Source organism: Roseomonas sp. SRI_022 (assembly GCF_057586215.1).
The window spans coordinates 156381-182602 of record NZ_JBYCZL010000009.1 but is presented as its reverse complement, the minus strand read 5'-3'; the positions used below and the strand labels follow the sequence as shown (position 1 = coordinate 182602).

The 26222-nt window shown below is 63.2% G+C and carries 23 protein-coding genes and 1 pseudogene; 13 read left to right on the top strand and 11 right to left on the bottom strand.

Annotated elements, in window-relative coordinates; genetic code table 11:
* Positions 1–12 precede the first annotated feature (12 nt).
* On the bottom strand, positions 13–753 hold the full coding sequence (locus tag AC2YHJ_RS11575; RefSeq protein ID WP_487396149.1) for a glycerophosphodiester phosphodiesterase family protein: 741 nt from the start codon (positions 751–753) through the stop codon (positions 13–15).
* A 170-nt stretch (positions 754–923) separates the two neighbouring features.
* Between AC2YHJ_RS11575 and AC2YHJ_RS11570 the strand changes: the two genes are divergently transcribed.
* The 4 genes from AC2YHJ_RS11570 to AC2YHJ_RS11555 all read left to right on the top strand — a co-directional run bounded on the left by AC2YHJ_RS11570 (position 924) and on the right by AC2YHJ_RS11555 (position 6020).
* The gene (locus tag AC2YHJ_RS11570) at positions 924–1964 is read left to right on the top strand and encodes a TRAP transporter substrate-binding protein (RefSeq protein WP_487396148.1); all 1041 of its coding nucleotides are present in this window, start codon (positions 924–926) and stop codon (positions 1962–1964) included.
* A gap of 2 nt (positions 1965–1966) precedes the next feature.
* On the top strand, positions 1967–4873 hold the full coding sequence (locus AC2YHJ_RS11565; protein WP_487396146.1) for an ATP-binding protein: 2907 nt from the start codon (positions 1967–1969) through the stop codon (positions 4871–4873).
* A 68-nt stretch (positions 4874–4941) separates the two neighbouring features.
* A complete protein-coding gene (locus AC2YHJ_RS11560; RefSeq protein ID WP_487396145.1) occupies positions 4942–5820 on the top strand; it encodes an alpha/beta fold hydrolase in 879 nt (292 codons plus the stop codon).
* Complete coding sequence (locus tag AC2YHJ_RS11555; protein WP_487396144.1) at positions 5817–6020, top strand: hypothetical protein; 204 nt, start codon at positions 5817–5819, stop codon at positions 6018–6020. Before AC2YHJ_RS11560 ends, AC2YHJ_RS11555 begins: the two co-directional genes overlap by 4 nt.
* 280 nt (positions 6021–6300) lie before the next feature.
* On the opposite strand, the gene AC2YHJ_RS11550 is transcribed toward AC2YHJ_RS11555, so the two are convergent.
* On the bottom strand, positions 6301–6876 hold the full coding sequence (locus tag AC2YHJ_RS11550; protein ID WP_487396141.1) for a hypothetical protein: 576 nt from the start codon (positions 6874–6876) through the stop codon (positions 6301–6303).
* A gap of 256 nt (positions 6877–7132) precedes the next feature.
* Between AC2YHJ_RS11550 and AC2YHJ_RS11545 the strand changes: the two genes are divergently transcribed.
* Positions 7133–7537 (top strand): hypothetical protein, encoded by a 405-nt coding sequence (locus tag AC2YHJ_RS11545; protein ID WP_487396140.1) that lies wholly within the window; start codon positions 7133–7135, stop codon positions 7535–7537.
* Between the two features lie 731 nt (positions 7538–8268).
* Entirely contained in the window at positions 8269–9060 is a 792-nt protein-coding gene (locus tag AC2YHJ_RS11540) for a hypothetical protein (RefSeq protein ID WP_487396139.1), read from the top strand.
* A gap of 6 nt (positions 9061–9066) precedes the next feature.
* Here AC2YHJ_RS11540 and maoP read toward each other — a convergent pair whose 3' ends face one another.
* On the bottom strand, positions 9067–9429 hold the full coding sequence (gene maoP / locus AC2YHJ_RS11535) for a DUF413 domain-containing protein (protein ID WP_487396138.1): 363 nt from the start codon (positions 9427–9429) through the stop codon (positions 9067–9069).
* Positions 9430–9749: 320 nt separating this feature from the next.
* The gene (locus AC2YHJ_RS11530; RefSeq protein ID WP_487396137.1) at positions 9750–10928 is read right to left on the bottom strand and encodes a hypothetical protein; all 1179 of its coding nucleotides are present in this window, start codon (positions 10926–10928) and stop codon (positions 9750–9752) included.
* A gap of 136 nt (positions 10929–11064) precedes the next feature.
* Between AC2YHJ_RS11530 and AC2YHJ_RS11525 the strand changes: the two are divergent.
* The 6 genes and pseudogenes from AC2YHJ_RS11525 to AC2YHJ_RS11500 form a co-directional block, all read left to right on the top strand.
* Positions 11065–11277 (top strand): annotated as a pseudogene (locus tag AC2YHJ_RS11525) (IS5/IS1182 family transposase); the annotation flags it as partial.
* Positions 11278–12156: 879 nt separating this feature from the next.
* Positions 12157–12726, top strand: a complete 570-nt coding sequence (locus AC2YHJ_RS11520; RefSeq protein ID WP_487396189.1) for a recombinase family protein — start codon at positions 12157–12159, stop codon at positions 12724–12726.
* 960 nt (positions 12727–13686) lie between these two features.
* Positions 13687–15066, top strand: coding sequence for a S1 family peptidase (locus AC2YHJ_RS11515; protein WP_487396136.1), 1380 nt, complete (start codon positions 13687–13689; stop codon positions 15064–15066).
* Between the two features lie 15 nt (positions 15067–15081).
* Positions 15082–15210, top strand: a complete 129-nt coding sequence (locus AC2YHJ_RS11510) for a recombinase family protein (protein WP_487396135.1) — start codon at positions 15082–15084, stop codon at positions 15208–15210.
* Positions 15211–15221: 11 nt separating this feature from the next.
* Complete coding sequence (locus AC2YHJ_RS11505) at positions 15222–15458, top strand: helix-turn-helix domain-containing protein (protein WP_487396134.1); 237 nt, start codon at positions 15222–15224, stop codon at positions 15456–15458.
* Between the two features lie 147 nt (positions 15459–15605).
* Positions 15606–16106 carry a helix-turn-helix domain-containing protein gene (locus tag AC2YHJ_RS11500; protein WP_487396133.1) on the top strand — a complete coding sequence of 167 codons (501 nt, stop codon included), beginning with the start codon at positions 15606–15608 and terminating at the stop codon, positions 16104–16106.
* Positions 16107–16337: 231 nt separating this feature from the next.
* On the opposite strand, the gene AC2YHJ_RS11495 is transcribed toward AC2YHJ_RS11500, so the two are convergent.
* From AC2YHJ_RS11495 to AC2YHJ_RS11485, 3 genes are read right to left on the bottom strand one after another with little or no spacing between them, the layout of a single operon-like run.
* Positions 16338–16853: a hypothetical protein gene (locus AC2YHJ_RS11495; RefSeq protein WP_487396131.1), complete on the bottom strand. Its 516-nt coding sequence runs from the start codon at positions 16851–16853 to the stop codon at positions 16338–16340.
* Between the two features lie 4 nt (positions 16854–16857).
* Positions 16858–17181 carry a hypothetical protein gene (locus AC2YHJ_RS11490; protein WP_487396130.1) on the bottom strand — a complete coding sequence of 108 codons (324 nt, stop codon included), beginning with the start codon at positions 17179–17181 and terminating at the stop codon, positions 16858–16860.
* A gap of 3 nt (positions 17182–17184) precedes the next feature.
* Complete coding sequence (locus tag AC2YHJ_RS11485; RefSeq protein ID WP_487396129.1) at positions 17185–19383, bottom strand: helix-turn-helix domain-containing protein; 2199 nt, start codon at positions 19381–19383, stop codon at positions 17185–17187.
* A gap of 999 nt (positions 19384–20382) precedes the next feature.
* Between AC2YHJ_RS11485 and AC2YHJ_RS11480 the strand changes: the two genes are divergently transcribed.
* Entirely contained in the window at positions 20383–20547 is a 165-nt protein-coding gene (locus AC2YHJ_RS11480; protein ID WP_487396128.1) for a hypothetical protein, read from the top strand.
* Positions 20548–21175: 628 nt separating this feature from the next.
* Here AC2YHJ_RS11480 and AC2YHJ_RS11475 read toward each other — a convergent pair.
* The 4 genes from AC2YHJ_RS11475 to AC2YHJ_RS11460 form a co-directional block, all read right to left on the bottom strand.
* On the bottom strand, positions 21176–23044 hold the full coding sequence (locus tag AC2YHJ_RS11475; RefSeq protein ID WP_487396127.1) for a DUF262 domain-containing protein: 1869 nt from the start codon (positions 23042–23044) through the stop codon (positions 21176–21178).
* A 39-nt stretch (positions 23045–23083) separates the two neighbouring features.
* Positions 23084–23203: a type I restriction enzyme endonuclease domain-containing protein gene (locus AC2YHJ_RS11470; RefSeq protein ID WP_487396187.1), complete on the bottom strand. Its 120-nt coding sequence runs from the start codon at positions 23201–23203 to the stop codon at positions 23084–23086.
* Positions 23204–24226: 1023 nt separating this feature from the next.
* Entirely contained in the window at positions 24227–25498 is a 1272-nt protein-coding gene (locus AC2YHJ_RS11465) for an EVE domain-containing protein (protein ID WP_487396126.1), read from the bottom strand.
* Between the two features lie 274 nt (positions 25499–25772).
* A complete protein-coding gene (locus AC2YHJ_RS11460; protein ID WP_487396124.1) occupies positions 25773–26144 on the bottom strand; it encodes a hypothetical protein in 372 nt (123 codons plus the stop codon).
* Positions 26145–26222: the final 78 nt, after the last annotated feature.

Sequence of the window (26222 nt, the reverse complement as noted above, 5' to 3'; positions counted from 1 at the left end):
TGGAACGATCCCTTATCCCCGCAGCGCGATGGCGAGCGGCGGATCATCCGTGGCCAGCAGGTCGACGCCGAGGCCCAGCATACGGCGGATGGAGCTTTCGTGGTTCGCGCCCCACACCGATATCCCGATGCCGGCGGCGCGCAGAGTCGCGCAGGCATCCGCGTCGAGCATGGCTTCGTGCACACCGACTTCAGGGAAGCCATAGGCCTTGGCAACGGCAATGGTCCCCGCCAGGCCAAGCGACATCCAGGTCTTCCGCTCGAGCAGCCAGGCGACTCCGGCCAGTCCGCCGGCGGCGGCAACCTCGGCCATGGTTGGCGCATCAAAGCCAATGATCCAGCTGTGCTGCCGCAGCCCCGCCCGATCGAGCTCGCCGAGCACACGTCCAGCCAGGCCGGGATAGGCCCGGCCATCGGCGCCCTCCTTGATCTCGACCCGCGGCGCGATGGGCGAATTGCGGTAGATCTCCAGCATGTCGGCAAGACGCGGCACGGTCTCGCCGGCGCCACCCTTCAGTCGCAACCCGGTGAGTTCATCCGCGCTCCGCGCCACGACGGTGCCCGAGCCATCCGTGGTCCGTTCAAGCGTCGCGTCATGAATCACGATTGCCTCACCGTCGGCCGAGGCGTGAACGTCGCATTCGACCTGGTCCAGGGCCAGAAGCGCCGTGGCGCGGAAGGCCGCCAGCCCGTTCTCCGGCCACAGGAAGGCCCCGCCCCGGTGGCTCGCGATGGCGCTTCGATGTGGTTTCATGGTGACGCTGCCAGGCTGACCCTCGGCCCTGCCGGCCGGCAATGCCCGAGTGTGTGTTTCTTTAATGGAGACTGTGACATTCTTCGCCTAAGAGTGGCAAATCCCCGCGGACCCTGCACGTCCAGGAGGCAGCTTTGTTGCGATCAGCGCTTCGCCGGCGTCTCCCGCTGATGCTCCTGCCCGTCCTTGCGGTGCTGGCTGCGATCGGCGCGGTCGCCCAGCCGGCACGACAGGAGCCCTTGCGCCTGAAGATCGTCGGAGGTCTGGCCGATGTCAGCCAGTACGTCCGCTACGAGGAACCCTTCTGGCGCCAGCGCATCCAGGAAGCTTCAGGTGGGCGCATCCAGGCGGAGATCGCGCCCTTCGACCGCAGCGGCATCAGGGCGCAGGAGATGCTGGCCCTGATGCGCCTGGGCGTCGTGCCCTTCGGCACGGCCCTGCTTGCGGTCGTGAGCACTGAGGAACCGGAGCTCAATGCCGTCGACCTGCCGACAGTCAACCCGGACATGGCGGCGCTGCGGCGGACCGTGGAACTGTATCGCCCCCATCTCGCCACCTTGCTGGCCGAGCGCTACGACGTCGAGCTCCTGGCGATGTACACCTATCCGGCGCAGGTCGTGTTCTGCCGCGAACGCTTCAACGGCCTGTCGGATCTGGCCGGCCGCCGCATCCGTACCTCCTCGGTCGGACAATCGGAGATGTTCGCGGCGCTTGGCGCCACGCCCGTGGTGATCCCCTTCGGAGAAACGCTGGCGGCGGTGCGCTCCGGCGTCGTCGAATGCGCGGTGACGGGCACGCTGTCCGCCAATGCGATAGGCCTGCATGAGGTCCTGACCTACATGCACAGCATGGCCATCACCTGGGGCCTTTCCGTATTCGCCGCCAATCGGGCCGCCTGGGCCGCGCTGCCGGACTGGGCACGCACGATGATCCGTCAGGAGATCGGCACGCTCGAACGCCAGATCTGGGATGCGGCGGAGGTGGAGACGGTGGAAGGCTTCGCCTGCAACGCCGGGTTGCCGGCCTGCACCAATGGGCGCCGCGGCCAGGCGACCATTGTCCCGGTATCGCAGGCTGATCAGGAACGGCGTATCCGCCTGCTGACCGAGACCGTCCTCCCTGGCTGGGTGCGGCGCTGCGGCGAACCTTGCGTCGACGCCTGGAATACGCGGCTCGCCCCAGCCCTGGGCGTGACCGCGCACCTCGAGTGACGATGCAGAACACCGTCTTCCTCCGCCGGACCATCTTCATCGGCGCCATCATCCTGTTGCTCGCACAAACAGCGGCGACGCTGATGATCATCGGCCGCGCGCGGGAGGCGCAGATCCGCGCGGCGGAGGACACGGTCGAACGTATCAGCCTGGCGAGCGAGACGTCGATCAACCGCGCCTTTGTCCAGGTCGATGCGATGCTGGCCGGCTTGCCGGCGATCCTCGCGCATTTCGCGCCGAACGGGCAGATGGACACCGCGGTGCTGAACCGCGTGCTGCGCCAGCTGAACAACCAGAACTTCACCTATCGCGATATCCTCCTGTTGGGCCCAAATGGCCTGCCCATGGCGACCGCGCTGCCTGTGTCGCGCCGTCGCCGGCTTCCGCTACCGGTCGAGACCGGCTTCTCCGAGCTGGTCGAACGCGGTGGTGGCGTATCCATCGGCGGCCCAATCCAGAATCCCTCAACGGGTGAATGGACGCTGTTCTTCGCCCGCAACGTGACCATCGTCGGCCTCGGGCCGGTCCTAGCGGTCGCCGAGGTTCCCGTGCCTGCGGTCCGCTCGCTGCTCACCGCCGCGGGTGAGAGCCCCGGACTGCGCACGACACTGGAACGCGACGACGGCATCCTGCTGACGTCGGTGCCGCACGATGAAACGCGGATCGGCCAGCGCCTCCAGCCCAATGCCCGCGCAATGGGTGTCGGCGCGCAGGCGGTGATGACGGTCAGCCGATTTACCGGCAGCGCCGTCTTCGCCTCGGTGCGGCCGACGCTGTACCCGACGCTTCTGATCACCACGACGATCGAGGCCGATGCCGCGCTGGCCGGCTGGTATCGCGACCGGGTGCGCGCCTTCGCGGTGTCCAGCGTGCTCGGCATGGTGATCATCTCGGTGGCGCTGGCCCTGATGGTCATGCTTCGGCAACGCGACCGGGCGGAAGCGGAGCGCGCGCGTGCGCGCTTGACCCTGGAGAACGCGCTGGAGGCGATGTCGGACGGCTTCGTGATGTTCGACGCCACGGATCGGCTCACCGTCTGCAACAGTCGCTACAAGGATTTCTATCGGCTTAGCGCACCCTTCATCCAACCCGGCGCCAGCTTCGACGAGATCATGCGGGAGGGGGCGAAGCGCGGTCAGTATCCTCAGGCGGGCAACGACATCGAGGCCTTCGTCACCGAGAGCAAAACCTTCCACCTTGGCGATCAGCCATCGATGGAACGTTTGCTGCCGGACGGGCGCTGGGTGCTCATCACGGAACGGCGCACGCCCGATGGCGGTACCGTGGGCATCCGCACCGACATCACCGCGCTGAAACGCGCCATGCAGGAGTTGGCCGCCGCGCGCGACGCGGCAGCTGCGGCCGGCGAGGCCAAGAGCCGCTTCCTCGCGCGTGTGTCGCACGAGTTGCGGACACCGCTGAACGGGGTGCTCGGGTTCGCCCAGGTGCTGCTCCAGGATCCGCGGCTCGAACCCGAGCAACGCGAACAGGTGAAAACACTGCACGAGGCCGGACGGCACCTGCTCGACCTGGTGAACGGCTTGCTCGATCTTTCGAAGATCGAGGCCGGCAAGCTCGATCTCGCGCCGTCCGCCGTCGCCTTGCGCCCCTTGCTCGACGGTTGCGCCACCCTTCTCGCACCTGAGATCGCGCGCAAGACATTGTCCTTCCACCTTGATATCGACCCGACCCTGCCCCAAGCCGCCGAGCTTGATCCCACGCGGCTTCGCCAGCTTCTGCTGAACCTTCTGTCCAACGCGGTGAAGTTCACGCCCGGCGGCGGGCGGGTGGATCTGCGGGCACATCGCCTCGAAAGCGATCGCCTGCGGATCGAGGTGCAGGATACCGGGCCCGGCATCCCCGCCGAGAAGCGACACCTCCTGTTCGAGGATTTCGTCCAGCTCACCCCGCAGGGCACGGCCGATGGTCAGGGCACCGGCCTTGGCCTTGCCATCTCGGCCCGGCTGGTGGCGCTGATGGAAGGCGAGATCGGGTGCCAGGACGCGTCCGGCGGCGGCGCACTCTTCTGGTTCGAGATCCCGCTGCGCGCCACTGCCATGCCCGTCGCCGAGAACGTCACGGCGGGCGGTGCCGCCGCAGCCCCGGCCGAGCACGCGCCGCAGCGGATCCTTGTGGTGGACGACGTGGCAGCCAATCGCCAGATCGCGCAGGCCATGTTGCGCAGCGCCGGCCACACCGTTGAGGTTGCGGAAGACGGCGCCGGCGCACTGCTTGCCCTATCGAACGGAACCTTCGACGCCGTGCTGATGGACCTGCAGATGCCTGGCATGGATGGTTTCGAGGTGACGCGGCGTATTCGGGCGCTGCCGCCTCCGTCCTGTGCTGTGCCGGTGATCGCGCTCACCGCCTCTGCTCTGCCTGACCAGATCGAGGCAACCCGGCGCGCCGGCATGGATGCGCATCTCGCCAAGCCGATCGACCGCCAGGCGCTGCTGCAGATCCTGAGGGAACTGCCCATGCGCCGTGCGGGCCCAGCTCCCACGCCAGCGGATGTCGCGCCGACCGCACCCTATATCGATGCCACGACACTCGATCTGCTCGAGCGCGAACTCGGCCACGCCGCTCATGGGATCCTCGCCGAATTCGTTGGCGAGGTGCGCCGCGCCCTGTCGCTGCTGACCAACGCATCGCCTGCCGAGAAGGCCGATGCCGGGCATGTCCAGCACGCCGCGCACCGATTGGTCGGCGCAGCCCGGACCCTCGGCGCCAGCCGTCTGGCCGAGGAGGCTGAGGCGCTGCAGCGCGCGGCACGCGGCGGTGATCCCTCGCCGGACCTCCAGGCATCGGTCATCGCGGTTGCGCGGGCAACACTGCCCGAACTGGAGCGACGCCTTGGCGTCGAAGGCGTGCTCGCCGGCTTCCCGATCCAGGCGATGCCTGCCGCCTGACCCGGCCGGGTGGACCGTTCCGCCGCCTGGCCTAGGATGCGGCCGGCCGGCAGGAGGAAGTGGGCAGCATGGGCTTCGGGGAGTGGGTCGCGAACGCAGCGCGGGATGAACCGCATGCCGAACTGCGTGCGGTCGCGGCACTGGCGCGCCGCGCGGAGACGCCATGCGGCGAAGGGACGATGGTCTGGCGCGCCTGGGGACAGGGCCGGCCCCTGGTGCTGCTGCATGGCGGGTCGGGGTCGTGGCGGCACTGGCTCCGCAACATCCCGGCCTTTGCCACGGATCGCCTCGTGATCTGCCCTGATCTTCCCGGCCTTGGCGACAGCGACATGCCGCCAATGCCGGCCGCGCCGGAGACGATCGCCCCGATCCTGGCCGAGGGGCTCCGCCTGGTCGTGCCGGATGGCGCTGGATACGACCTCGCAGGCTTCTCCTTCGGTGCGCTTTGCTCGGGGCATCTCGCGGCGCTGGACCGGGAACGGTGCCTGTCACTGACCGTGATCGGCGCGGGGGCGCTCGGCTTCGAACGCAGCCCGACGCAGCTGGTGAAGGTCCGTCACCTCGAAGGCACCGGGCGGGACGATGCGAACCGCCACAACCTCGCCGCACTGATGTTCGCCGATGCGTCCCGCATCGATGAAGCCGCCCTGGCCATGCAGGACCTCCATACCCGCCGCGCCCGCTTCAAGAGCCGCGGCTGGGCCAATACGGATTCGCTCAAGCAGGCGATCGAGCGAGGGCGGGCGCCGCTCGCTGCCATCTACGGCGAACTCGATGCCATCGCGCGCCCCTATGTCGGCCTGCGGCTCGACCTGATCCGCAGCATGCGCGCGGGCGCGACGGCCGAGAGCATTCCCGGCGCCGGCCATTGGGTGTCCTACGAGGCGCCGGAAGCCTTCAACGGCGCACTGCGCCGGGTGCTTGCGCGAGGGACGGCATCGACGTGACCGGCGCCCCCGCGCGGCCGACGCGCGCGGCCACCTTGCGCGGCATGGCGTGGATGGCGGCGGCTGGCTTTCTCTTCTGCCTTCTCAACACCATCGCTCGCCGTCTGGCGCAGGAACTCGACCCGTTCCAAACACACTCGGTTTACTCCATTGAATTTTCTCATTCTCGGATCGGTTTGACGTTCCCTAGCCGATCCTGAGCCGCAGGATGGATGACCCTCGAAATCCTCGGGACCTCCCGGCACCGGCCGCATCGAGGGCGCCTCAGCACGGCATCGGCATCAGCTTCCCATGCGCTGGTCTGCGCACGCGCGAGCCACTGCCGGTCGACGGTTGCGGTGTGCTGACAGTGGGGACACCGCAGCCGCCATGCTGCGTCGTAACGGAGGTCGATGAGGCGCACGGTGTAAGAACATTATAGGAACTTCCACGCGCTTCAACCATCCGCTTCCCCGACGGCCCGGCACGCCCAGAACGCTCTCAGAACAGGATCGGCATCGGCTCTCGAAACGCCGTTGCCCGCCGCCCTTCCGGCGCGCGCGCGACCGCCGGATCACGACCAGATCGGCCGCCGCCCTGCGGCCCAACCGCAACCAGCAACGGCTCCAACGCCCTTCCCCAGTCGAACAGCGTCGCGCCCACCAGAGCCCGCCACGGCATCGGCAGTCCGGCACCCGGCAGCAAGCTCAAGAAGGCATCCTCGCGATACGTCTCGACGCCGACGTCCCTGCCCGAGCCCAAGAACCAATCCCGCATGACCCGCTCGACACTGCTCCGAGGCACGCGCGGGTGATGCACGAGAAGGCACGCGACGGGCTGGACGAGAAACGCGCCGTGATCCCCGGCTGGCATCAGGTCCGCGAGCCCAGCGATCCGAACGTCACGCCACCATGGTCGCCTTTCGGCCTGAGCATCTCGAAGATCGCGCAGGCTCCGACGCATCCTCCGAACCTCGACCCGCACCGCCTCCATGTTCGCCGCGCAGGAACCCGTGATGGTCACAAGAGAGAGGTCACGGACATCGACGTCGTGGAAGCGGCCGAGGGTCTTCCTCATCGCCTTCCGCCACATGCTCGTGCCGCAACTCGGACAAGCGAGCGCCTTGCACCGATATCGATCAGCGGCTCTCGACGAGGCATCTGAAGATGACCGCCATCCGGCGCGGGCAATGGAGGCCGAATGGCATCGTTCGATGCAGTCGGCCAGAATGTCCCAGTTCCTTTGTCGGGCGCACCGGAGTTCCTCGACGAGTTGCTGGACTTCAGTGTCTCGGGCGAGGATCTCGGCACGCGTAGATCGATGATGCTGAGTCGTGGACGATGTCGGCGCGCTCATCGTGAACCAGAGTTCTTGGCGTCCGAATCTCTGCGACGACGGCGTCGATGACGCCGCGACGTCAGCCCCAGTCTTCCATGAGGTTCTTCACGGCGCGAGATGCGCAGGCGACGTGCGCTGTCCAGATGTCGGGCTCCGACTGATCGACGCCGAGCAGTTTCAGTTCATCGCGGTCGACGATCAGACGCTCCAAGTCACGCCATCGGACTGGATCGAAAGAGACTTCGGCTACGTGAGGGTGGCTGTGTGGTGGGACCTTGAAGTTCGAGGACATGGTTCTTCTCCGGAGGCATCGAGCACGATGCTCGGGTCTCCGTCGATTTATCGTCACGGCGAATGGTGTCCTTCAAAAGTGGCCGACGCGGAACCCTTCGCGATCTAGGTAGCGGTAGATCGCACGATGGACTTGCCGTGCAGTCCACACACCACCTCTTGGTGCAGCAATGCCGCGTTGGTTTAGGAGGTCCGCCAACTTCGTGAAGCTGACGTAGGTCGGGTAAAAGTAGGGCGCCGCCGGATACGGATGCTGCTCGCGCGCGAGTTCAACGACCTTCGCATCGAGATCGGCCGCGCGCGTTGAGCGAACTCGATTGGCTGCCGTCGTCGCGCCGGACCTACGGAGGAGGCGGCTCGAAAGACGCAGAATCTCGGCCCTTAGCGCATCCACTTCGTCTCGCTTGTCGCCGCCGGAACTCATTGCCCTCAGATGGGACATTTCGCACGAAATGTCCAAACTCGCCTAAACAAAGAAGTTGCCCCAGCGCTCGTCTCAAGCGACAACAATGACGTCGGCCGTGGCCGATTGTTTCTTTCTTGATGGCAAACCTTTCAGGAGGGACCAAGAATTTGGTCCCTCCTTTTTTTGTGGAATCTCAGAACAAAAGGAGAAAGTGATGAACGTACCAGTCGCCCGTGATGGCACCCATTTTGGCGAACACCTGCTTCGGAGCGGTTACTACCAAGTCGGCGACAAGGGTGAGGAAAGGAAGTTCACCACTTTCCACTCAGCGCTAGACTACCTGAAGTCCGTACCCACTGCTCATTGGCGTCGACCGAACGCGAAGGGAAACTGGGGGATCGTCGCTGCCGTCGAGTGGGCGGATCGATAAGCCCATGAGCATGGCAGCGAATCACGGGGCCTTCGAGCATGGCCCTACTCCGTGCCGATCCTGCTTCTCGAACACATCGGTCCCGTGGAACAGCGCGGAGAAGCAGGAGTTCGCGGTTGCCCAGACGCGCTGGCGCATTCGCGCCAACCCCGCGTACTGGGGCTCAGCGAATCCCGAGATCCTCGTCCTCGGCTTCTCGAAAGGGCCGGGTCAGAACCAGCGGCTCGATGCGGGCGAGCGGTTGGAGGGCATTCCGTTCAACGATGCTCAGGGCCGAATGCGCCCCAATCTCAAGCGTCTCCTCGTGGAGATCGGTCTCCTCGATCCCGGCGCGAGTCTCAGCGCGCTCTTCCTACCCACGGAGAGGCGCTTCGGGTTCGCATCCTTGGTCAGGTGCTCCGTTGAAATCCTCTCGCACGGAAAGTGGGTGGCGACTTCAGGTAGCATTCTCGGGAAGACGATCTCGGCCCGTCCCTCATTCGTGAGCAACTGCGCAAGCCAGCACGTGCTCGGGAGGCTTCCGGCTTCGGTCCGGCTGGTCGCGATGCTCGGTATTGATCGTACCTACGTCAGCGAGGTGATGGGCCTTCTCCATGGGGTGCCGTTGGAGCCGGGGCGCAACGTGAACTACGCCTATGGAGCCATGGGACGAATTGTGGTGCATCTTCCCCACCCGTCCGGAGGCAATAGCGGCAGCGTGGCCGTGTTCTGCGGAGACCGACAGCCGAACCTGAACGAGACGGGAGCGTTGGAGTGCCGGAATCAGGTCATGCGAGCGCTGGAAATGGCGCGGTAGGCGGGCTCAGCTTCGCGGCGGCCGCCCATTTGCCTTGTCGAGGGTTGACCCGAGACGCGACGGATACGAGCGCTGCCCCGGAGCATCCTCGATGTCTGTCGCGCTTCGTGCCGCCTCTGCCTCCTTCTGACGAGCGTGATCAGCCTCGCGGCGAGCCAACTCGATACGAAGGTACTTCGTGAAGGTAGACTCGTGCTCGGTCTCCGGCGGAAGCTGGCCCCGGCAGACCTGCACGAAGCGTTCTTGTTCCGGGGTTTCTGGCTTTCGGCGGCCGCCATTCAAGGCGCGATAGAAGTCTCCGTGCTTCTGGATCAACTCGCGCTCACGCTCCGAAAGCACCTCGCCCCTTTTCTCACCGGAACTCGTCATCGACGTCGCGCAGACATGCCCGACATCGAGCCGCCGCTCAGCACCGTGACCCGGCGCTTAGATCGAGGATTCACAGCGCGCCGCACCACCTGCATGAACGTGTACCATCGTTCATGACCTCGGGGGGCAATCGGCTTCGGCCGCTCCTGAGCGGGGGCCGAGTATTGGTGGTCCATCCAGACGGAGTGCGGTAACGCGAAGTCGAGGCGCCCTTTCGCCGAAAGCCGAAATGCCAGTTGCGCACTCGACAACGGCGCCTGCTCCGCAAGAATGATCTCGGGCGGACGATGCATATGCTGGCTAGTCCCTTCGCCCTACCTTCATCGCAGAGAGTTGGCCGCACAACGATGCCACTGCATCTGGTAGCCAGCCTCCCCCCGACGCCCGTAGCACCAGTTCAGGGCAGCCAGACGTCGTTGGAACGCCAGCCGTTCGGCGCATGCTTCCCACGTCAACGGATCGTCGCCCGACCCACCACGACAACGGCCATTGGCGGACATCTGCATCCCGACGAGGACCTGCGCGTTCGAATTCCCCCGGGCAATGGCGGCAGCATTGATGTAGGCGGGAGAACAGCGGTTCACGACGCCATCGCCGATCCAGTCGACCCCGGCCAGAACGAAGCGATCCACGACCGTCGAACCGGCACGAACTTCGAAGTTGCCGCTCCCGAGTTCCATGGTCTCGACGATGTCGCGAAAGCGAGAGATCCCGCTGCGATCCGACACAGCCGCCTCGTTCATCGTCCCCTCGTCACTGTCGGCCACGTGCTGCATCGGAAGCGGGTGCGCCTGCCTGCCGACGACGAGACTCACGGCACCCGGCTCGATCCGGGTCGGGAAGCCCACCGGGACGACGAGGCGGGCCTTCAGAGATCCGACGCTGCCCGACACGTCGCACTGGAAGCGCAGCACCACGCCGCGCTGGCCACGCACTTCGGCGGCGGCCATATCGTCCCGGTCGGACACCCGCTCCCATTGCCGGGATGCCGGACGTTGAACCGCCTCGGGCGGCCGAGCGGTCGCCTGCGGCGCTGAGACGGAGGCGCCGGGCGCAGCACCGACGGGCCGCCCACCTGCGGTCAGGCGCCCGCGCCCAAACGTGAACGCTTCGGTTCCGCGTCGTCCGATGTGCGGCATCGTCACGTGAAGAAGGCCCTCGCGAACTGAGCCAGCCGGAAGGTCGCTACACGTCCCGAATTCGGGCGAGACGACCGGGCTCGGACCTGACAGGTCGATGGCCCGGTACATCGCAGGGCACGCCGTCCCCCCCGAATTGAACTCGATCAGGGCAAACCGGGCGGCCCCGCTCATGACCACCTGCTTCACGCTCGCCGTGGCGGCCTCGGTGTCCGTGAAAACAACGACCCCATCCACCAAAACACGATGGGGGCCGTGGAACTCGCCAGCGACTTCGATGCGAGGAAGCGGTTGGGCGGCGGCTGGAGCCAGCATCGTACCCAAGAAGGTCGTCGCGGTGACGGCGATGAATACAGCCAACCTATTGGACAATCCCGATCTCATCTTCAGTGTTAGCCCTTGCGACGCAGGCTATTTCATACAGGACAGACGTCCAGCCCTCTTTTCTGAGCCCCAAAGAAACTCACCGCCCACGGCGGGCTTCTGTCTCAGTCGCTTCCGCGACTCCGTCATCGAGATCGTCCGGCGCACCGATAAGGAACACGGCTTCGAGACCATCCCGCGCCGCTGGGTGGCGCCGAGGGCCTTCGGCTGGATGGTCCGCTGGCGTTGTCTCGTCCGCGCCTATGAGCGCGACCTCGGCGCCTCCGAGGCGATGATCCACGTCGCGATGGGCGCGCCCCTCATCAGGCGCAGCGCTCATCCATAGGAACTGTCAAATGGGCTCTGAATGCTGTCAGATTGGCGCGTTCTGGTTCAATCTTGGGCTGTGTTTGCAAGGAAGAGGTGAGAATCGTGGGCATTCGCGGAGCGATCCGGGCGACGTGGAACGGCCCGTTTTATGTCGGAAAGCTTGAGAAACCAGTAAAGTCCGGCGAAGTACTCCTTAAGCTATTAGAGACAATATGGCGCGAGAGCATCCTGTGCGGTGTAGCATTCTTATTATTAATATCTGGAGCAGGAATCTACGAACTAACAAAAAACACGCAATACCAGCACAGAAACGCCGAATATGATCCATCCATTTCGTTCGACGGCAAAATGCGTATGGCCGTTGGTTACCCATCCGACCGCTGCGATTCAAGTAGACCGATCCTGATAACTATCACAAATCTCACCAACCAAAGCATACTAAGATATAGATGGTCTATTGCAGCGCATCGCGAAGGGCGCTCGACAAATATTATTTGGGGACTCCCTGATGCAGGAGAATCTTCCGATTATGTAATAACTCCAAGAGGTCACCAATCGTTTTGTATGGAGATTCCCCGTGTTGCGGCCGAAGCTATGCAAAGTGACCGAATCATCTTCACTCCAAACTACATAGAGGCGCGGTAGATATCTCGATAATTTGTAGTATCGTCAACAAATTCATCCGAATGTTCAATAACTCTGTGGAAGTACCATCGCGATGTAACAGGCGGATCTACGGCGCACAGATGGACACCGGTCAACAGGCCCGCGTCCAAGATGATCTTGCCCCTGCTGGACCTTCTCTGGTCGCCCCAATCTGTCCAGCATGAATTGTCTTGACGTTTTTGGACTTCATGCGATCAACGTCCAAGACCGCAACTGGACGGAGATGCCCTTGATCGTCGGATATGCTCGCACGTCTTCTTTCGACCAACAGGCGGGACTGGACGCCCAAATCCGGGATCTGGAAGCCGCCGGGTGCCAAAAGGTTTTCGCCGAGCAGGTCAGTGCCACCGGGAAGCGCGAGCAGCTTCGGCTGATGCTGGAGTTCCTCCGGGAGGGGGATCAGGCGGTCGTCACCAAGCCCGATAGGCTCGCCCGGTCGACGACGGACCTGCTGAGCATCATCGCCACCTTGGAAACCAAAGGGGTCGGCCTGCGGGTCCTGTCCATGGCGGGCAGCGAACTCGACACCCGGAGCCCGACCGGACGCCTGATGCTGACCGTGCTTGCGGCAATTGGCGAATTTGAAAAAAGCCTCATGCTCGAACGCCAGCGGGAGGGCATCGCGCGCTGTAAAGCGATGGGGGGCTATAAGGGACGCGCGCCGACGGCCCGGCGACAGGCCGATGTGGTACGCGGACTCAAGGCGGAGGGCCTCAAGCCCGTCGAGATCGCGGCTCGCCTTGGGATCTCGCGGTCGTCGGTCTATGCGATGCTGGCTCAGTCCGGAGTCGCGGCGTGAAGCGCTCGCTCCGCGCAGTTTACGACGACGCTTCTGGCGTCTTGTCAGACTCGGGTGATCTCAAACAAAAAGAGCACGATGCAGGCAAGCACTGGTTCGCTCTTAGTCTGCAACAATAAAACGCTTTGGGGAGATCGACTGTAGTGGCGAAAGTAAGTCGAAGGCAGCTTGAATCTGAGATCGAATCGGCGATTAAAATCAAAACGCGCCCTCGATCATCTACTATTTATAGCAATATTGTGGAAGTGTTCCAAGTAGAGATCGATAGCTCTCACAAATTGGTGAGAATATCCGGCCACGAGTCTTATACAAAGGATCGAGGAATCGGGGTTCAGGTTACGATTCCCCTAACCGCCATTACAAAGATGCTTTCTCTCATGGCGGAGGATTTGGAGAAGCCTACATGCCCCTTCGACGCCTCGTGATGATGCCGTCGCCAAGAAGCCTTCGCTCCAGATGACCGGCATCACCGAGGATGGATGGTTTCAGACACAGCCATCGCACGACCCAAAAACCTCGGAAGGCTTCGGGGCCTGCCGCCGCTCCGAAGAGGGGGATTTACGAACGGGGGGACATCCCAAGCGTACGCTGCCGCAGAGTCGCTCATCCGCAGCCCGTAACTCCGTCCATCAAGCCGACGCACCTCGACGCCGGGCGGCATCAGCGCCGAATTTCCCTCGCTCCGACATGCTAAGTAAAGTTGCGAGCCAGCGTCCACTTCCGCAAGCAGTGCCGCTATTGGTATCTATCTCGCAATAATCCGCCCCACCCGGGAGTTCAGGCGTGAAACGGACTGATTTTGCGACAGCCGCACGCATGGGTACCTTCGCATCGCGATGTGCCTGCTGGTGCCGACCGTCAGCGCTACTCCTGCTGCTCGTTGTGCTCATGCCATGCCAAAGCTCCGCACAGTCAGAGCGCGAATACGACCCGCGTAGCCTGACCCGGACCGAAATCCAGATGATGCAGGATGCGCTCATTTGGGCCAGCACATATGTCGGCCTTAAGGACGGCGGCTGGGGCCGGATGGCGGCTGAGGCGGCGCGCAACTGGCGCCGCGCTAACAACCTCCGAACATCCGAGACTTTCAATGAAATGGAACTGACGCTGCTATTCCGGCAGTCAATCCGAGCGCGGGAGGCGGTGGGTTGGACAATGTTCCAAGAGCCGCACACAGGGGTTTGGATGGGCTACCCGGCGCGTCTCGTGCAGCCCAACGAGCGGAGGACTCCGAGCCCCGGCGTGTTCGCCACGGACTTCAGGGGAGACCCTTCGATCACCCTGACGGCACTGCGCAACGGTATGGACCTGCCTGCCATGCGGGAGTTCCTCACCCAGATGTCTCGGGGGGATGGGGTGGCGAGTATCGCCTATCGTCTCGACCGCGAATTCCGGCAGGTACTCTCCCTAGACCTGCGAAACGGGACCACCATGTACGTGCGGTTCGACCGCATTGGGACTGAGTGGCACGGCTTCGTGGCAGGTGTCGACCGGGGGCGGACCGACGTATCGCGCGTCATCACGGCCGTCAGCGCCGAGTTCTCACCCACGGGCAGGTCCGTAATCGACGCCCCCTACGACGCCCCGGTGCTCGGCCCCGTTATTGGACGGCTCATGGCGTCACCACCTCCGCCCGCCGCCCCCGCGCCCGCACCTCAGCCGGTAACCGCTGCCCCCACGCGGCCCGTCGAGCCTCCGGCACCTCCGCGTGGCGAGGAGATCATCGGCTCGGGCACGGCCTTCGCGGTGCGCAGAGATGGCATCTTCCTAACTAATCAACATGTCATTGACGGCTGTCGCCGCATTGCGCTGGCAGATGGAACGCGCCTCGACATCTTGCGCGCCGACACCCGCCGCGACCTCGCCCTGCTTCGTGCTCCGGGTCGGTCCACTCCGACAGTCGTGCGCTTCCGGCGCGACCCCACCATCGACCTCGGCGAAGCAGTCAGCTTGTTCGGCTACCCGCTGTACGGAGCCATCTCGACAAGCCTCAATCTCACGAACGGCATTGTCACCTCGCTGGTTGGGCTCGGCGATGATCCGATGCATTTTCAGATCAACGCGGCCATGCAACCGGGTAATAGCGGCGGCCCGCTGCTCGACGAAGCAGGCCTTGCCATCGGTGTGGCCGTTGCGCGCATCAGCGACCGCGCGGTGATGCGTGCGACGGGCACGGTGCCGCAGACGATGAACTACGCGATCCGAGGGCAGGTGGCCGACGCTTTCCTATTGGAGAATGGTGTACTCACTGAGAAGGCCGCGCCAGCGGACCGCGCCGACTTGCGCGAGATTGCGCGGCAGATGCAAGCGGCCGTAACTCCAGTCTTATGCTTTAGATAAAGAACTTACCGGCAGTTGCGGACCATGACCGAGTTCGTTTGCGAGAACGACGTCGTGGTCGTGACCAAACCCTGTAGACTTGCGCGATCCGCCACGGCCCTGCTCGGCATAATCTCCGTCCTCGAAGCCAAGGGCGTCGCCTAAGGGTGTTGTCGATGGGAGACACCGAACTCGATACCCGCGCCCCGATGCTCGAACGCCAGCGCGAAGGCATCGCCAAGGCGAAGGCGGACGGTAAGTACCGTGGTCGAGCGCCGACCGCCCGGCGGCAAGCCGAGGCCGTGCGTGGGCTGAAAGCGGAAGGCTTGAAGCCGGTCGAAATCGCATCACGGCTCGGGATCTCGCGGTCGTCGGTCTATGCGGTGCTTGCCGAGGCAACTGCGCGAGACTGATCACGAACAGCTAGAACCGCTGCCAGCAACGTCACGAACGCCCCCTCTCCTTGTCCGTGATGGAGGTGGCGCCGACAAGCTGGCCCTGATGCGTCCGGCCACTTGTCCCCTCACTACGGCGCGGCCGAGACTGGTCGAGACAACCGGATGGTTTTCGACACGCTCAAGACGGCGCCAAGAATGGGCGCCGCGCTGGAACGTTGTAGGCGGATTGGACTTTTGGCGAGGAAGCGTGGAATGGGTCGAAAGAGCAATCCCGACACTACGACTGTTGGTGGCCGCATTGCCGCAGCGCGCCACAAGCAAGGCTGGACGCAGGAAGTGTTTTCAGAACTTCTAGGCGCCGGGCGCGAAGCGCTTGCACAATGGGAAACAAATAGACACTACCCTGATATGCACCTCATACACAGAATGGCCGAGTTGCTTGAGGTGAGTGTAGACTCTATCGATCCATATCGGTGCGTTGCGAATGACGATAGAGAAGCTACGATATTGCGCCTTTTTCGTGCTTGCAGAACGGAGAGTCAGGACTTGATCTTGGTTCTTGCCCGACAGCTTTGCCCAACCGCTGAGGTGCACCGTCTCCACGCAGATTCACCATTGGTCATGCCTCGAATCCGTAGGCCAAAGAGTTCTCAAGCCCTGTAGCCGTAGCTCGCTCGCCAAGATTTCCGGTGAAAATGGATGGTTTCCGACTCAGCCTCGACGGGACCGAGGAACGCCAGAAATCTGCGGCGCCTGCCGGTGCCTTGAAGAAAGGGTTTTACGAACGGGGCCGCGTTGAGCCCCTTCGAGTATCGCCGCACTGCCCAATGCGCCGCTTGATACCGTTCACTCGCGTCGTGCAGCCACCCAGACAGCCATGCCGCCCCAGCATTGTCATGCCCACGCAGTCCTGTTGTTCCGCGTCCGCGCGTCATCGGTGGCTGGGTCGTCACCGCCCTCCGCCAGTGTGCATGGCTCAAGGGCCGTGGTCATGATGTCCAAGACCTCGCCCGTCCGGATGCGCTGCACTTTGATGTAGTAAACCTCGTTCCGGTAAACCTTTCCGAGCGGCCGGAAGTAGTGCGGGTTTCCGGCAAGGCTGACGTAGCGAAAGCATTCGGCCTCGTTGAAGGTCTGAATCCAATGCTTCCGAGTTGCCCTCGGCTTGGCCTCGGTCGGCTTCTCCGCCTCCGCTTCGAGAGCGTGCTGGGCTACGAGAACCGACCAGTCGGCTCGAAGATCGCGAATGCCGCGCTCGATCTGCTCGACCTCCCGCCGGACGTCTCGCAGCCCGCTCGAAAGCTGAGCGGACGCCCGCCGGGAGCGCGCTGGGATCGGCCGTGGCTTTGGCCACACCGCAATCACAATCGCGACGAAAACAGCCAAGCCCAGAAGGACGATGAATGACATCGTGTCACGGCCTTCTGAGGCGATGCTGGCGGCGAGCAACGGTCACGACCACCCCATCATCGCCGAGAACTAGGAAGGTGTTCAGCATCGGCTCGATGAGACGAAGGCTTCGCTCGCCGCCGACCGCATCGCGAAGGCGCTTGCGCCCCTTCTTGTCGAGATAGAAGACATCGGCGCCCGCATGACGCACGGTGGTCCCGAATTCGAGGATCAATGATGTCACCAGCGAGGGGATCGCCCGCTGCTGGTGCCGCTCTGACGCGTGGCGCGTCATGCGCGGCAGTGCTACGGGAAAAGACTGCTCAACGTGGTTCTCGACGGTCGCCATGGTTCAGGCCCTCTTCGGAAACTGAAGAACGTTCGTCGGCACTGTCGCGTCTGGCGCAGGTGCATCTTGGTCGGCAAGCCGAAGCAATGGCGCCATCACCGTAGTCTCCCACAGCTTGCTCACGACCTCTTCGAGACGGTCCTTGAGATCGGCCCTCTTCTCGAACCAATCCTCCAGCCGTTGGGCAACTCGCGCCTTGTATCCGGGCCCCATGCCCCACTCGTTCGCGCACTCTGACCAAACGCGCGACCTCGTCAGCGGCACCTGATAGACTTCCATCCCGGCGCGCTGGACGGCCTCAAGGAACGTCACACGACTCGCTGCCGCACTCTTGCTGATCTGGTCGATTGTCTTTGAGGCCATCTTCAGGCCCCCGTCCTTCTTCATAGTCGCAAGATGATCGTCTAGGGAGGCGAACCAACGTGCGGTACGCACGGTCGCATCACGCGCTGCGCCGACGCCAATCTGGTGCATCAAGTTCAGACTCGAATAGTCGCCGTTCCGACGCGTGGATGCCCAGAGCGTCGAAGCATAGCGCACGTTACGAACAGTGCTCATCGCTTCTTCGTACGCGTGCCGCTCCCTCGCCCCGAGCTTCGAGAAGGCTTCAAGAAACGTTAGTAAACGGGCGGCGACCTCCTGCACCGCGAAGATCATGGACTGCGCCTTGTGGTTGGACAGGATCTCGTCCACGGCAGCGCTGAGTTCGAAAAGTCGATCCTCGGCCGCATCCCGCATTCCACTCAACTGGTTGAGCAACTGCTTGCGAACCTCGTTCGGAGCGTCGCTCTGGGCGTTGAAGAAGATGACGGGGATCTCGGGAAGGCCCGAGGTCCGAAGGTCATTCTCCACCTGCATGGCCTTGAACGAGTATCCTTCCTCGTCCGTCATGGCCGTCTCGCCCATGTCGTCTTTCATGGCTCGTGCCTCGTCGGGGCGAGGCAGCGCCAAGATGCTGACCTTTCCGGCCGTGAGAGGCTCGGTGAAGGTCTGGCGCATGTGCTGGAGTAGCGTTTTCGAACTGACGCCGGGCGCGTCGTTGAATTTCGAGCAGAAGACCACTGCCGTCCGGGGATCGCGCAGGCGCAGGTCGAGGTCCTCGCGGACGGCGACATCATCCACTCCCTTGGTATCGATCACCGTGATATCGAGTTCCCCGAACTCGTGACCGAAGTCCGGGATCAGAACGTCAATCGACTTCGGCAAGCTGACATCGGGCACGCGGCCGTTGTTGATCTCCCGGAAGGTCTTGGCCAGCCACTCCATGGGAAGGGCACTCAGCGACGGCTCGAACCACAGGTCCCGGCGTGTCCGTTCACCAAGACGCATCAGTTCGAACACGCGGGTGCGGAACTCTTCCTCCGTTCCGCTGTCACGGATCAAATCCTGAACCGGATCGTGATAGGTCGTCTTGGTGCCTTCACGCTGCGCCTTGCGTGTAAGGCCCGACATGTTGCGGATGGCGCGCTCGCCCTCGCGGCTAACCGCTGCGATCTCGCGCGCCACCTTGTCCTCGGTCTTCACGGCAATCCACTTTGCCGCGCAGAAATCCGCCACGAGGTCCCGCAGTTCCTTGTCGGACACCGGCTGGATCGAGAGGCCATAGTTCGGGCCACGACGGATATGCACTTCGCAGATCGTGGTGCCGCCCGCGCCCGTTTCCAGAACCGGGCGGTCCATGGGCTTTCCGCTCGGCGACGGCGGCACCAGCAGATCGAAGGCAAAGGCGAGCGCCGTCGACTTGCCGACACCGATATCCCCGATGAAGGCGAGGTTGTGAGACGTCCTGTTCAAGAACGTCGTACCACGCAACAGGGCGGCCTTGTGGCCCTCAAGGGCGCGGCGGAGCGGCCACGGATGCTTCTCGTCGGCGAGGAACGCCTCGATCTTGGCGAGCGTTTCCTCTGCCTCTTCGAGACCACCGCGCTGCGGGTTCCAGAAAGAGGGCGGCTCGATATGGACCCAATCGCGGGAGGCGAAATCCCGATAGGCCGCGACCTCTTCGGACCCGAGGGCGGACAGGGCGTCCATGACCTTCTCGATGTCGGCCGTATTGGTGACCTCGCCCTTCTCGATCCGGGAGACGCGGCTCTGGTCGATGCCCGCCTCCTTGGCGACAGCGGCCTGCGAGAGGTCGAGTTCCTTACGTATGCGGCCGATGACCGTGGAAAGACGCCGCGCTGAAGCCTGATCGTCGAGCATAATGCCGAAGCTCCGTGATTCGATGCTGCATATATGCAGCATACCATCACGCTTCGCAAGGGCAATTTACGCATAGCCACCGTTAAGCGCCCAGCCCGACATCGCGCGCGATCCAAGTGTGGGAGCCAGCCCCGTCGTTCCGCCACTTTCCGGGGTCAAAGGGCTACCGAACTCACCACCCGCCTCTAACGGGACGTCGCCATGAAGCTGCACACGCAGCCTCGAAAAGGCGCCTGTGGTGCCAAATTGAAACAGTACTCCACCTGATGATGATGCATACCGCGTAGCGGCGGCGCGCATTCCATTCCGACTGCGCATCCGTTGCATAACGGGATCGCAGAATTCAGCTTTGATCATCACGAAGCGCAACGACTAGACGCCGCCCTTGAAAGACAGCGAACAGGTCGCCCCCGATGAACACCTCCCCCGCCCCTTCAGAGCAGGCATCCTCCAAAGCCAAGCGATGGCTCTATGGCGGGTTGAGTCTCGTTGTGACCCTTGTGGTCGGGAGCATTGCGGGGGGAATCGGCCGAGAGACCACGCGAGCCGTCATGCAGCCACCTCGCCCACCGATAGAACAGGAACTCTTGGCGGCGATCAACGCGACCATCGACGCCCTGTGCAACTGACGATCCGCCCGGATCACGAAGCGATTGGCGGCCGCATTGTACATCACCCGGCCCCGAGGCCATTCCTCGTATTCGGACCAGATTGGCGCCGTCGGGAGGCCCTCTGCTCGAAGCCACGCCGCACCACGACGCGCGAGATCGGACCAGTAGTCGTAGTGGCCCGCCTCCACAGTCAGCATCTCGCCATACGGGACCGCTTCGGTGACCGGTACCGTCAGGGCGAGGACGGTGATCTGGTCCCGCTCAGAGACAACCCAGAACGGTCCGACTGATCCTGTCAGTGACGAACTCCATGCCGTCTCCGTGGCTTCATCCCCTATCGAATACGCTGCACAGGCAAGCGGTCGCTAACGCCTTCCACGATCATCTGATGGCTGCCCGCGCCCGAGATAATGGTGACGCGTGGCGAATACGCGTAGTGGTATCGATAGGCGTACCGCGCCTGCTGCCATATCTGGCCATTCTGAAGGCGGAATATGGTTTCCCCATCCCAACCCTCGAACTCACCATCGATCCGCGACTCAATGACTTCTGATGGCGATGGCGATATACCTGCGCTTCCTCCCCGTGGACCCGCCGCGATAGCGCGCACTCTGAGTGCCCGGGCGCCGATCTGGAGACGACCGCTACCGGGACAGATGATCACCGTCGGAAGGTACTCGTATAGATACTCATACTCGAACTGCACCTCCCAGAGTGATCCGTCAGCGAGACGGAATACCTCTCCGTGATTCCCAAGGAATGGTTGCGGCGACATTATCGTCGACTCAAAGCATGAGGCCGCTACCGTGCGTCGCGGAGTGTAGACAGGCGGCGGCGCCGGGGACGGGGCGCGAAGGGTTAACGGGGGCGCGGGCGCAGGCGGGGCACAAGCAGACGCTACGAGGCAGACAGCAAGGACAGTGACACTCCTGCCGAAGACGACATGCCATGACCGCCACGCGCTCAATGAGCGCTTAGCCAATGAGAGCATCGGCACCCTGCACGGGAAGGGAAATGTCGTCGCGAACCTCAAGATCACCGAGCGCCTCCACCCACGCGCCAGCACGGACCGCAATGCCGCGTCCTCCGTTCGGCCGACCACAACTGCGCGTCACCCGCCAATGGAGCCTCGTCTCGGTCAGGCCAGAATTCCGCCCTTCCGTCCGAAGCAGCCGTCGACATCAGCCCGCTTCCAAAAGACGTTCTATCGACCAAACCTTCTTGGCGAGCTTCCGTACAGCTTCCTGCCGGTCATCGAGATCGGCCTTCTTGAACGTGGGATATGATCTGAAGGCCCCGCCGAGTTCTGCGTTCAACGCGAGGAAGCCCGGGTTGTTGCTATACGCAGACGCCGTGAGGGCACGGACCAGCATGTTCTGGGCGGCGTAATGTTGAGACTTTTCCTCGAAGGGCAACGCGCCAAAACTGGCATTGAACGTCTTTGGCAGAAGAAGCAACCCACCGATCCGATTCCGATGTTCCTGAAACTCGGACGGGTTTGCGAACTCGTCGGAGTGCCGCTCAAACTTGTCGGCCCATATATGTTCGATCTCGAAAGCGCCTCGCCCCTTTCTCTTGAGGTAGTCAGGCAAATTGCTCGGATACCCGGACCGCTGCATCACCCAGTCGGTCAATTGCGCGAGCAGCAGATGCATCGGTCGGCGGTTTGACGGAGTGAGACGGAAGGTCGCGCTTCCAAAGGGGTCGACCGCCTCGAACGTGTCCTTGTCCGCCTCGAACGTGCCGTCCAACCGTCGCCGCAGAACTTCGGCGACGGCTCCAACTGGCTGGCGACGGATGTCCCTCATCACGAGAAACATCGCATAGACCAGCCGTGAGTAATCGATGCCTCGCCCTGCCCAGATACGACGGGCGAGCAGGATGTCGACGAAGGTGGCTACGAGCCGCACCTTTCGCCGACTGACATCTTCGGTCTCACCGGGAACCAGCGGCGCCAGCATCAGGGGAAACTGAAGGGTAAAGTAGCGCCTTGCGTTCGCGAAGATTGCCTCTAGACCCGGCCGAGACTCGACGCTCGCTTTTCGCAGTTCCTCATACCAGCGCGCGTAGAATGCAAATTCCCGCTTGATGAACGTGGCATAGTCACTACTCGTCCGGAGGCCAATCAATTCCTCCGCCCCTTCTCTCACCCAACGATGAAACTCGGTGCCAAGGCGGTCGAAGTCCTGCGGCTTAGCTCCGGGGCGTCGTTCCCGGATACTCTCAGCGTATTGGCTACGAAGCCACGCCTTGATGGCCTCCGCGTCCTCTTCCTTGCTTCCTTCTATCCGCTTGAGCGCCTCAACGCGCTCCCGCCAGACCTTGCCCGCATCGATCCGCTGCCCTTCGTCGCTGATCGAAGCGAGCAAATGCCCTTTGAGCATCTCTGTCGGGGTGAGAGACAAGCCGCGATCATTCACGGTTTCGAAGATCGTATAGGCGTCCTCGTCTGACGCGGCTGCCATCTCTACGAGATAGACTTTTTCGGACAACCAGTCGGCAAAGTACGGAACTACCGTGGGGCCGATCTCACCGGCAGGAAACTCTTGTTCAATGAACTCGTAGTTCTCGTTCAGCCGTTGAACTGCTTCCGTGGCGTTTGACGTATCGAAATCCTCGCCCGCCAGCAGCGCCAGCATGCAGTCGCGCCTGTCGGGGACGTCGAGGTTGAGCGTCCTCTGACCGTAGTGCGTAGAGGCAATCATCGGCTCCAGTGCCGGGTTGTCGATCCCCGCATCCTTCAGGCAGCGATGTAGGTAGATGAGCAGCAGGGTCAGGGTGGAGAGGCGCTGCTGCCCGTCAGCGAGATAGCGGATGCCATCCTTCTCGCTGGTGATGATCGATCCCAAAAAGTACCGTCCGTAACCAGCAACCTGCTGGCGTTCATGGCCGGGCTCGTAGTTTTCGAGGAATGCTTCCGTCAGGTCTTTCAGCAACTCCTCGACCTGCCGTTCACCCCATCGATACTCCCGCTGAAAGTAGTCGATCCCGTAGCGGCGATTCAGAAGAACCTCACGAACGGTGCGGGCAGCGGCGGTGATCTGCTGCATGGAGCTATGCCTTCCTAACCAAACTAACAAATCCGGAGTTCATGCCGCCCACATCGCCGACAGAGCCTCAGCCTGCTGGAGCACGTTCTGGACGGCCGCATCCTGCAAGTCCGGCGGATAGCCGAACTTCCGTAGGATGCGCTTCACCAGAACCCTGATCCACGCCCGAGCCCGTCATCGCACCCTCCTCGCCATAACTTCCTCTCGATCATCGATGTTGATGATTCGGTCGTCACAGGCGAGCACATCGGTGACTGGCAACCAGATGGAGGAGATCACGGTATCCACCGGGTCAACTCTCCAGACAGAGCCGTCGCTGAGGATCAGGACAGCGCCATTTGCCGCGACGCTATCTATCCACAACCCGTCTTCGCAATCGGACAGCCGTGGCCGACGCTGGGCGGGAGCGCGCACCGCCGGAGGCACGGATCCGGTGCGTGGAGCCGTCGGCGAGGCTCCTTGAGCCGCTGCGCGCTGCTCCGCGTTCACAACGCGACGTTGCTCATCCGGCGTTAGCAACGAACGTCGGCAGAGACTTGAATAGCGGCCATCGAGACAGACGGCCAGATTGTGCTGGCGTTCCGCCCCATCAACTACGCGCGCTTGTTCTGCGGTCAGGAGGTTGCGACGGCATAACGCAGGGGTCCGCCCGGTCTGGCAGACCTCGAAGTTCGCGCGCCTCTCCGCCGCATCAACCCGCTGCCGCTCGTCGGGCGAGAGTAGCGCATGACGACAGAGTGCGGGGTAGCGTCCATCGAGGCAGGTGTTGAGGTTGGCCCGACGCTCTGCCGCATCCGCAGTCTGCCGCTGTGTGGGAGTGAGGCGTGTTCGGTCACAGAGCGCGGGGTATCGCCCATCCGTGCAGGTTCGCAGGTTCTCCTCGGCCGAGACTTGCGCAACGGCCGGAACGACTGGCACGACGACGGCCGTGGCGGCAAGGACGAGCAATGCCCGTAACATGCGCCAGAGCGATTGGATGGGCTCGCCTTCGGCTGACCGAGCGAACGTGAAGCTAACTGGCATCGCTCGACTACGCCGAAGCATGCGCCACAGCAGCGGAATCGATGTCGAACCCGTTGGTGTTGCGGCGCTGCACAAGCTTCGGTCGCGAGCGCGCCTTCACCTTCGTGCCTATGGCGAGGGTTTGGATCACGTAGCGGCTGTAAGCGACTACCCTCGACGTCACGGCGAGAGCCTCCCCTCGCGCTCATGAAGCCCGGCACTCACCGATGTGCGGCCCTCCAGAGTGCCTATGGCCGCGCTTTGATGATCGGCGCGACGGAGATTCAACAAGCACTCCCTGATCTTCGTCGAATGGACCCCATGGTGAGCCTCGCGATGGTGCGCTGGGCAGACGCAGGCCGCATTCTCCGGTGTGTCGTCTCCTCCTGCGGCAAGCGGATCGATATGGTGGACCTCGCAATAGGGGCGGCCGTCGCGGTCAACGAACGTGGGGTGCGAGCAGTTGGTCACTTCGCAGCGAAACCCAGCCCGCACCTTTGCAATCGCCACGATCAGCGGGTCACGCTCGAACCTCTGGTTGGGAGCGGCGATCACCTTCGGCTTCGGTGGACGGCTCGCTGCGCGATGCCGGGCCATCAGCGAAGCCAGAGGCTCCGACGCCAGCCTCCTCGCTTCCCGCTCGACGGCCTCATCTTGCGCAATGGCCACGTCGGGAGGACCTGCCTCGGCGTCCGCCCATAGCCTCCGATACTCAGCATCAAGCGCATCGCCGTTTAGGGTCCCGCTTACCGGTTCAAAGAACCTCGTCCAGACCATGTCGTCCACGCCGCCACCGCCCGACAATCCCTTCCGAGTGTCACGCGGATCGAGATGACGGAAGTTCATAACCTTGTTGTAAACGCCGGGAACCGCTCGACCGATCCGCAGTGCCATGTCTGCCACGGGAGAGCCGGACAAGCCGGACACGGGGCCGCCGTAGGTCTCGTTGTAGACCCAGAGCGCGGCGACGGACTCGGCGTAAGTGAAGTTGCGCCCAGTTTTGGCCCACAGGGCGGAGAGCCGCGCTGCCTGCTCGGCGGTGAGCAGGAAGTTCGTAGCGTTAGGAGCCTTCAAGATCGTCATGTCGCGCAGCACTGGGTCCTCCAGTGCCCACTTCCGCTGTACGACCTCCTTCGCGACACCCGCGATGCGGACCGTCCGCAGGCTCACCCGAAGGCGTGACGCCGTCGGATCGCCAGTGCGCCAGAATGGTTGGGACGCGGCGTCATCGGGGCGTTCTGAGGGAAGGTCCGCGATCTCAGTCTCGCCGACCACGCCGCTGCGGGCCTCGTCCTCTCCCGCCACAGCGCGCCAGACAAACACCCGATCTCCGACGCGCATGCGGTCCCCGCTGCGCGTCACCAGCCAAGAAAACTCAGACGGTCGTGTCCCGAGGAAACCGTCGATGTCGAAGGTTTTCGGGTTCGCCTGAAATAGCCACGTCTGGGTCATACCAAAATCCTGACCTCGTTCCACGACAGCCTTACCGCCTCCGCTCGGGGTACACTGGCTTCAGGCATTCATGCGCCCTTTGTTCCTATGTTCATGCGCCCAAGAGCATTGGCCACCTCGTCTCGCATTCGCCACTGCCATTGGCCATCCTCTCTTTCGGGACCGGGACCTGCGCCCGTTGCCAGCGTCGTAGTCCACATCGTGGTTCCATAATTCCGCCTAGCGGGTCGGTAATCGAGATCCTCGGCAATCATCCTGCTGAGGAGGCCGAGTGCTAGTTCGCCGATGAGTAGCTGTCGTATCCGGCAGCCGCCGCGATCAGGGTGGCGGTGAGCGTCCTGCCCGACGCCTCATAGAGGGCCTTGAGCATCAACCAGTGATGTCTGCCGATCTGCCCATCGAGACGGCTGAACGCGTCGGCGAACTCATCGGCGGTCGGAATGGAGTTGTTCCTCGCGGCAAGCTGCTCGGCGCCGCGTCGGTTGAGCGCCACCTTCTTGCTCAGTACGGCTTCATCGTGCGCTCCACCTTTGGCGTCGGCCACAGCACATAGCCCCAAGAAGGCTCGGGCCTTCACCTTAGCGCCGACCACCAGCGTCCTGATCACATAACGGCCGTAGACGAGTTCCTTCGACCTCAAACTCATGGCGATCTACTTATCCCGATATCCGAGTTCCGTACCTTGGAGCCTGATACCCGCTTCAAATGGTGAGCGCCCATGCGC

Coding starts and splice junctions, on each gene's coding strand:
- AC2YHJ_RS11515 (WP_487396136.1), top strand. CDS start 13,687: ATGATGCAGGATGCGCTCATTTGGGCCAGCACATATGTCGGCCTTAAG.
- AC2YHJ_RS11540 (WP_487396139.1), top strand. CDS start 8,269: ATGAGCATGGCAGCGAATCACGGGGCCTTCGAGCATGGCCCTACTCCG.
- AC2YHJ_RS11550 (WP_487396141.1), bottom strand. CDS start 6,876: ATGAGGAAGACCCTCGGCCGCTTCCACGACGTCGATGTCCGTGACCTC.
- AC2YHJ_RS11475 (WP_487396127.1), bottom strand. CDS start 23,044: ATGCAGCAGATCACCGCCGCTGCCCGCACCGTTCGTGAGGTTCTTCTG.
- AC2YHJ_RS11560 (WP_487396145.1), top strand. CDS start 4,942: ATGGGCTTCGGGGAGTGGGTCGCGAACGCAGCGCGGGATGAACCGCAT.
- AC2YHJ_RS11495 (WP_487396131.1), bottom strand. CDS start 16,853: ATGTCATTCATCGTCCTTCTGGGCTTGGCTGTTTTCGTCGCGATTGTG.
- AC2YHJ_RS11575 (WP_487396149.1), bottom strand. CDS start 753: ATGAAACCACATCGAAGCGCCATCGCGAGCCACCGGGGCGGGGCCTTC.
- AC2YHJ_RS11485 (WP_487396129.1), bottom strand. CDS start 19,383: ATGCTCGACGATCAGGCTTCAGCGCGGCGTCTTTCCACGGTCATCGGC.
- AC2YHJ_RS11570 (WP_487396148.1), top strand. CDS start 924: ATGCTCCTGCCCGTCCTTGCGGTGCTGGCTGCGATCGGCGCGGTCGCC.
- AC2YHJ_RS11505 (WP_487396134.1), top strand. CDS start 15,222: ATGGGAGACACCGAACTCGATACCCGCGCCCCGATGCTCGAACGCCAG.
- maoP (WP_487396138.1), bottom strand. CDS start 9,429: ATGACGAGTTCCGGTGAGAAAAGGGGCGAGGTGCTTTCGGAGCGTGAG.
- AC2YHJ_RS11500 (WP_487396133.1), top strand. CDS start 15,606: ATGGTTTTCGACACGCTCAAGACGGCGCCAAGAATGGGCGCCGCGCTG.
- AC2YHJ_RS11460 (WP_487396124.1), bottom strand. CDS start 26,144: ATGAGTTTGAGGTCGAAGGAACTCGTCTACGGCCGTTATGTGATCAGG.
- AC2YHJ_RS11465 (WP_487396126.1), bottom strand. CDS start 25,498: ATGACCCAGACGTGGCTATTTCAGGCGAACCCGAAAACCTTCGACATC.
- AC2YHJ_RS11480 (WP_487396128.1), top strand. CDS start 20,383: ATGGCTGCCCGCGCCCGAGATAATGGTGACGCGTGGCGAATACGCGTA.
- AC2YHJ_RS11490 (WP_487396130.1), bottom strand. CDS start 17,181: ATGGCGACCGTCGAGAACCACGTTGAGCAGTCTTTTCCCGTAGCACTG.
- AC2YHJ_RS11565 (WP_487396146.1), top strand. CDS start 1,967: ATGCAGAACACCGTCTTCCTCCGCCGGACCATCTTCATCGGCGCCATC.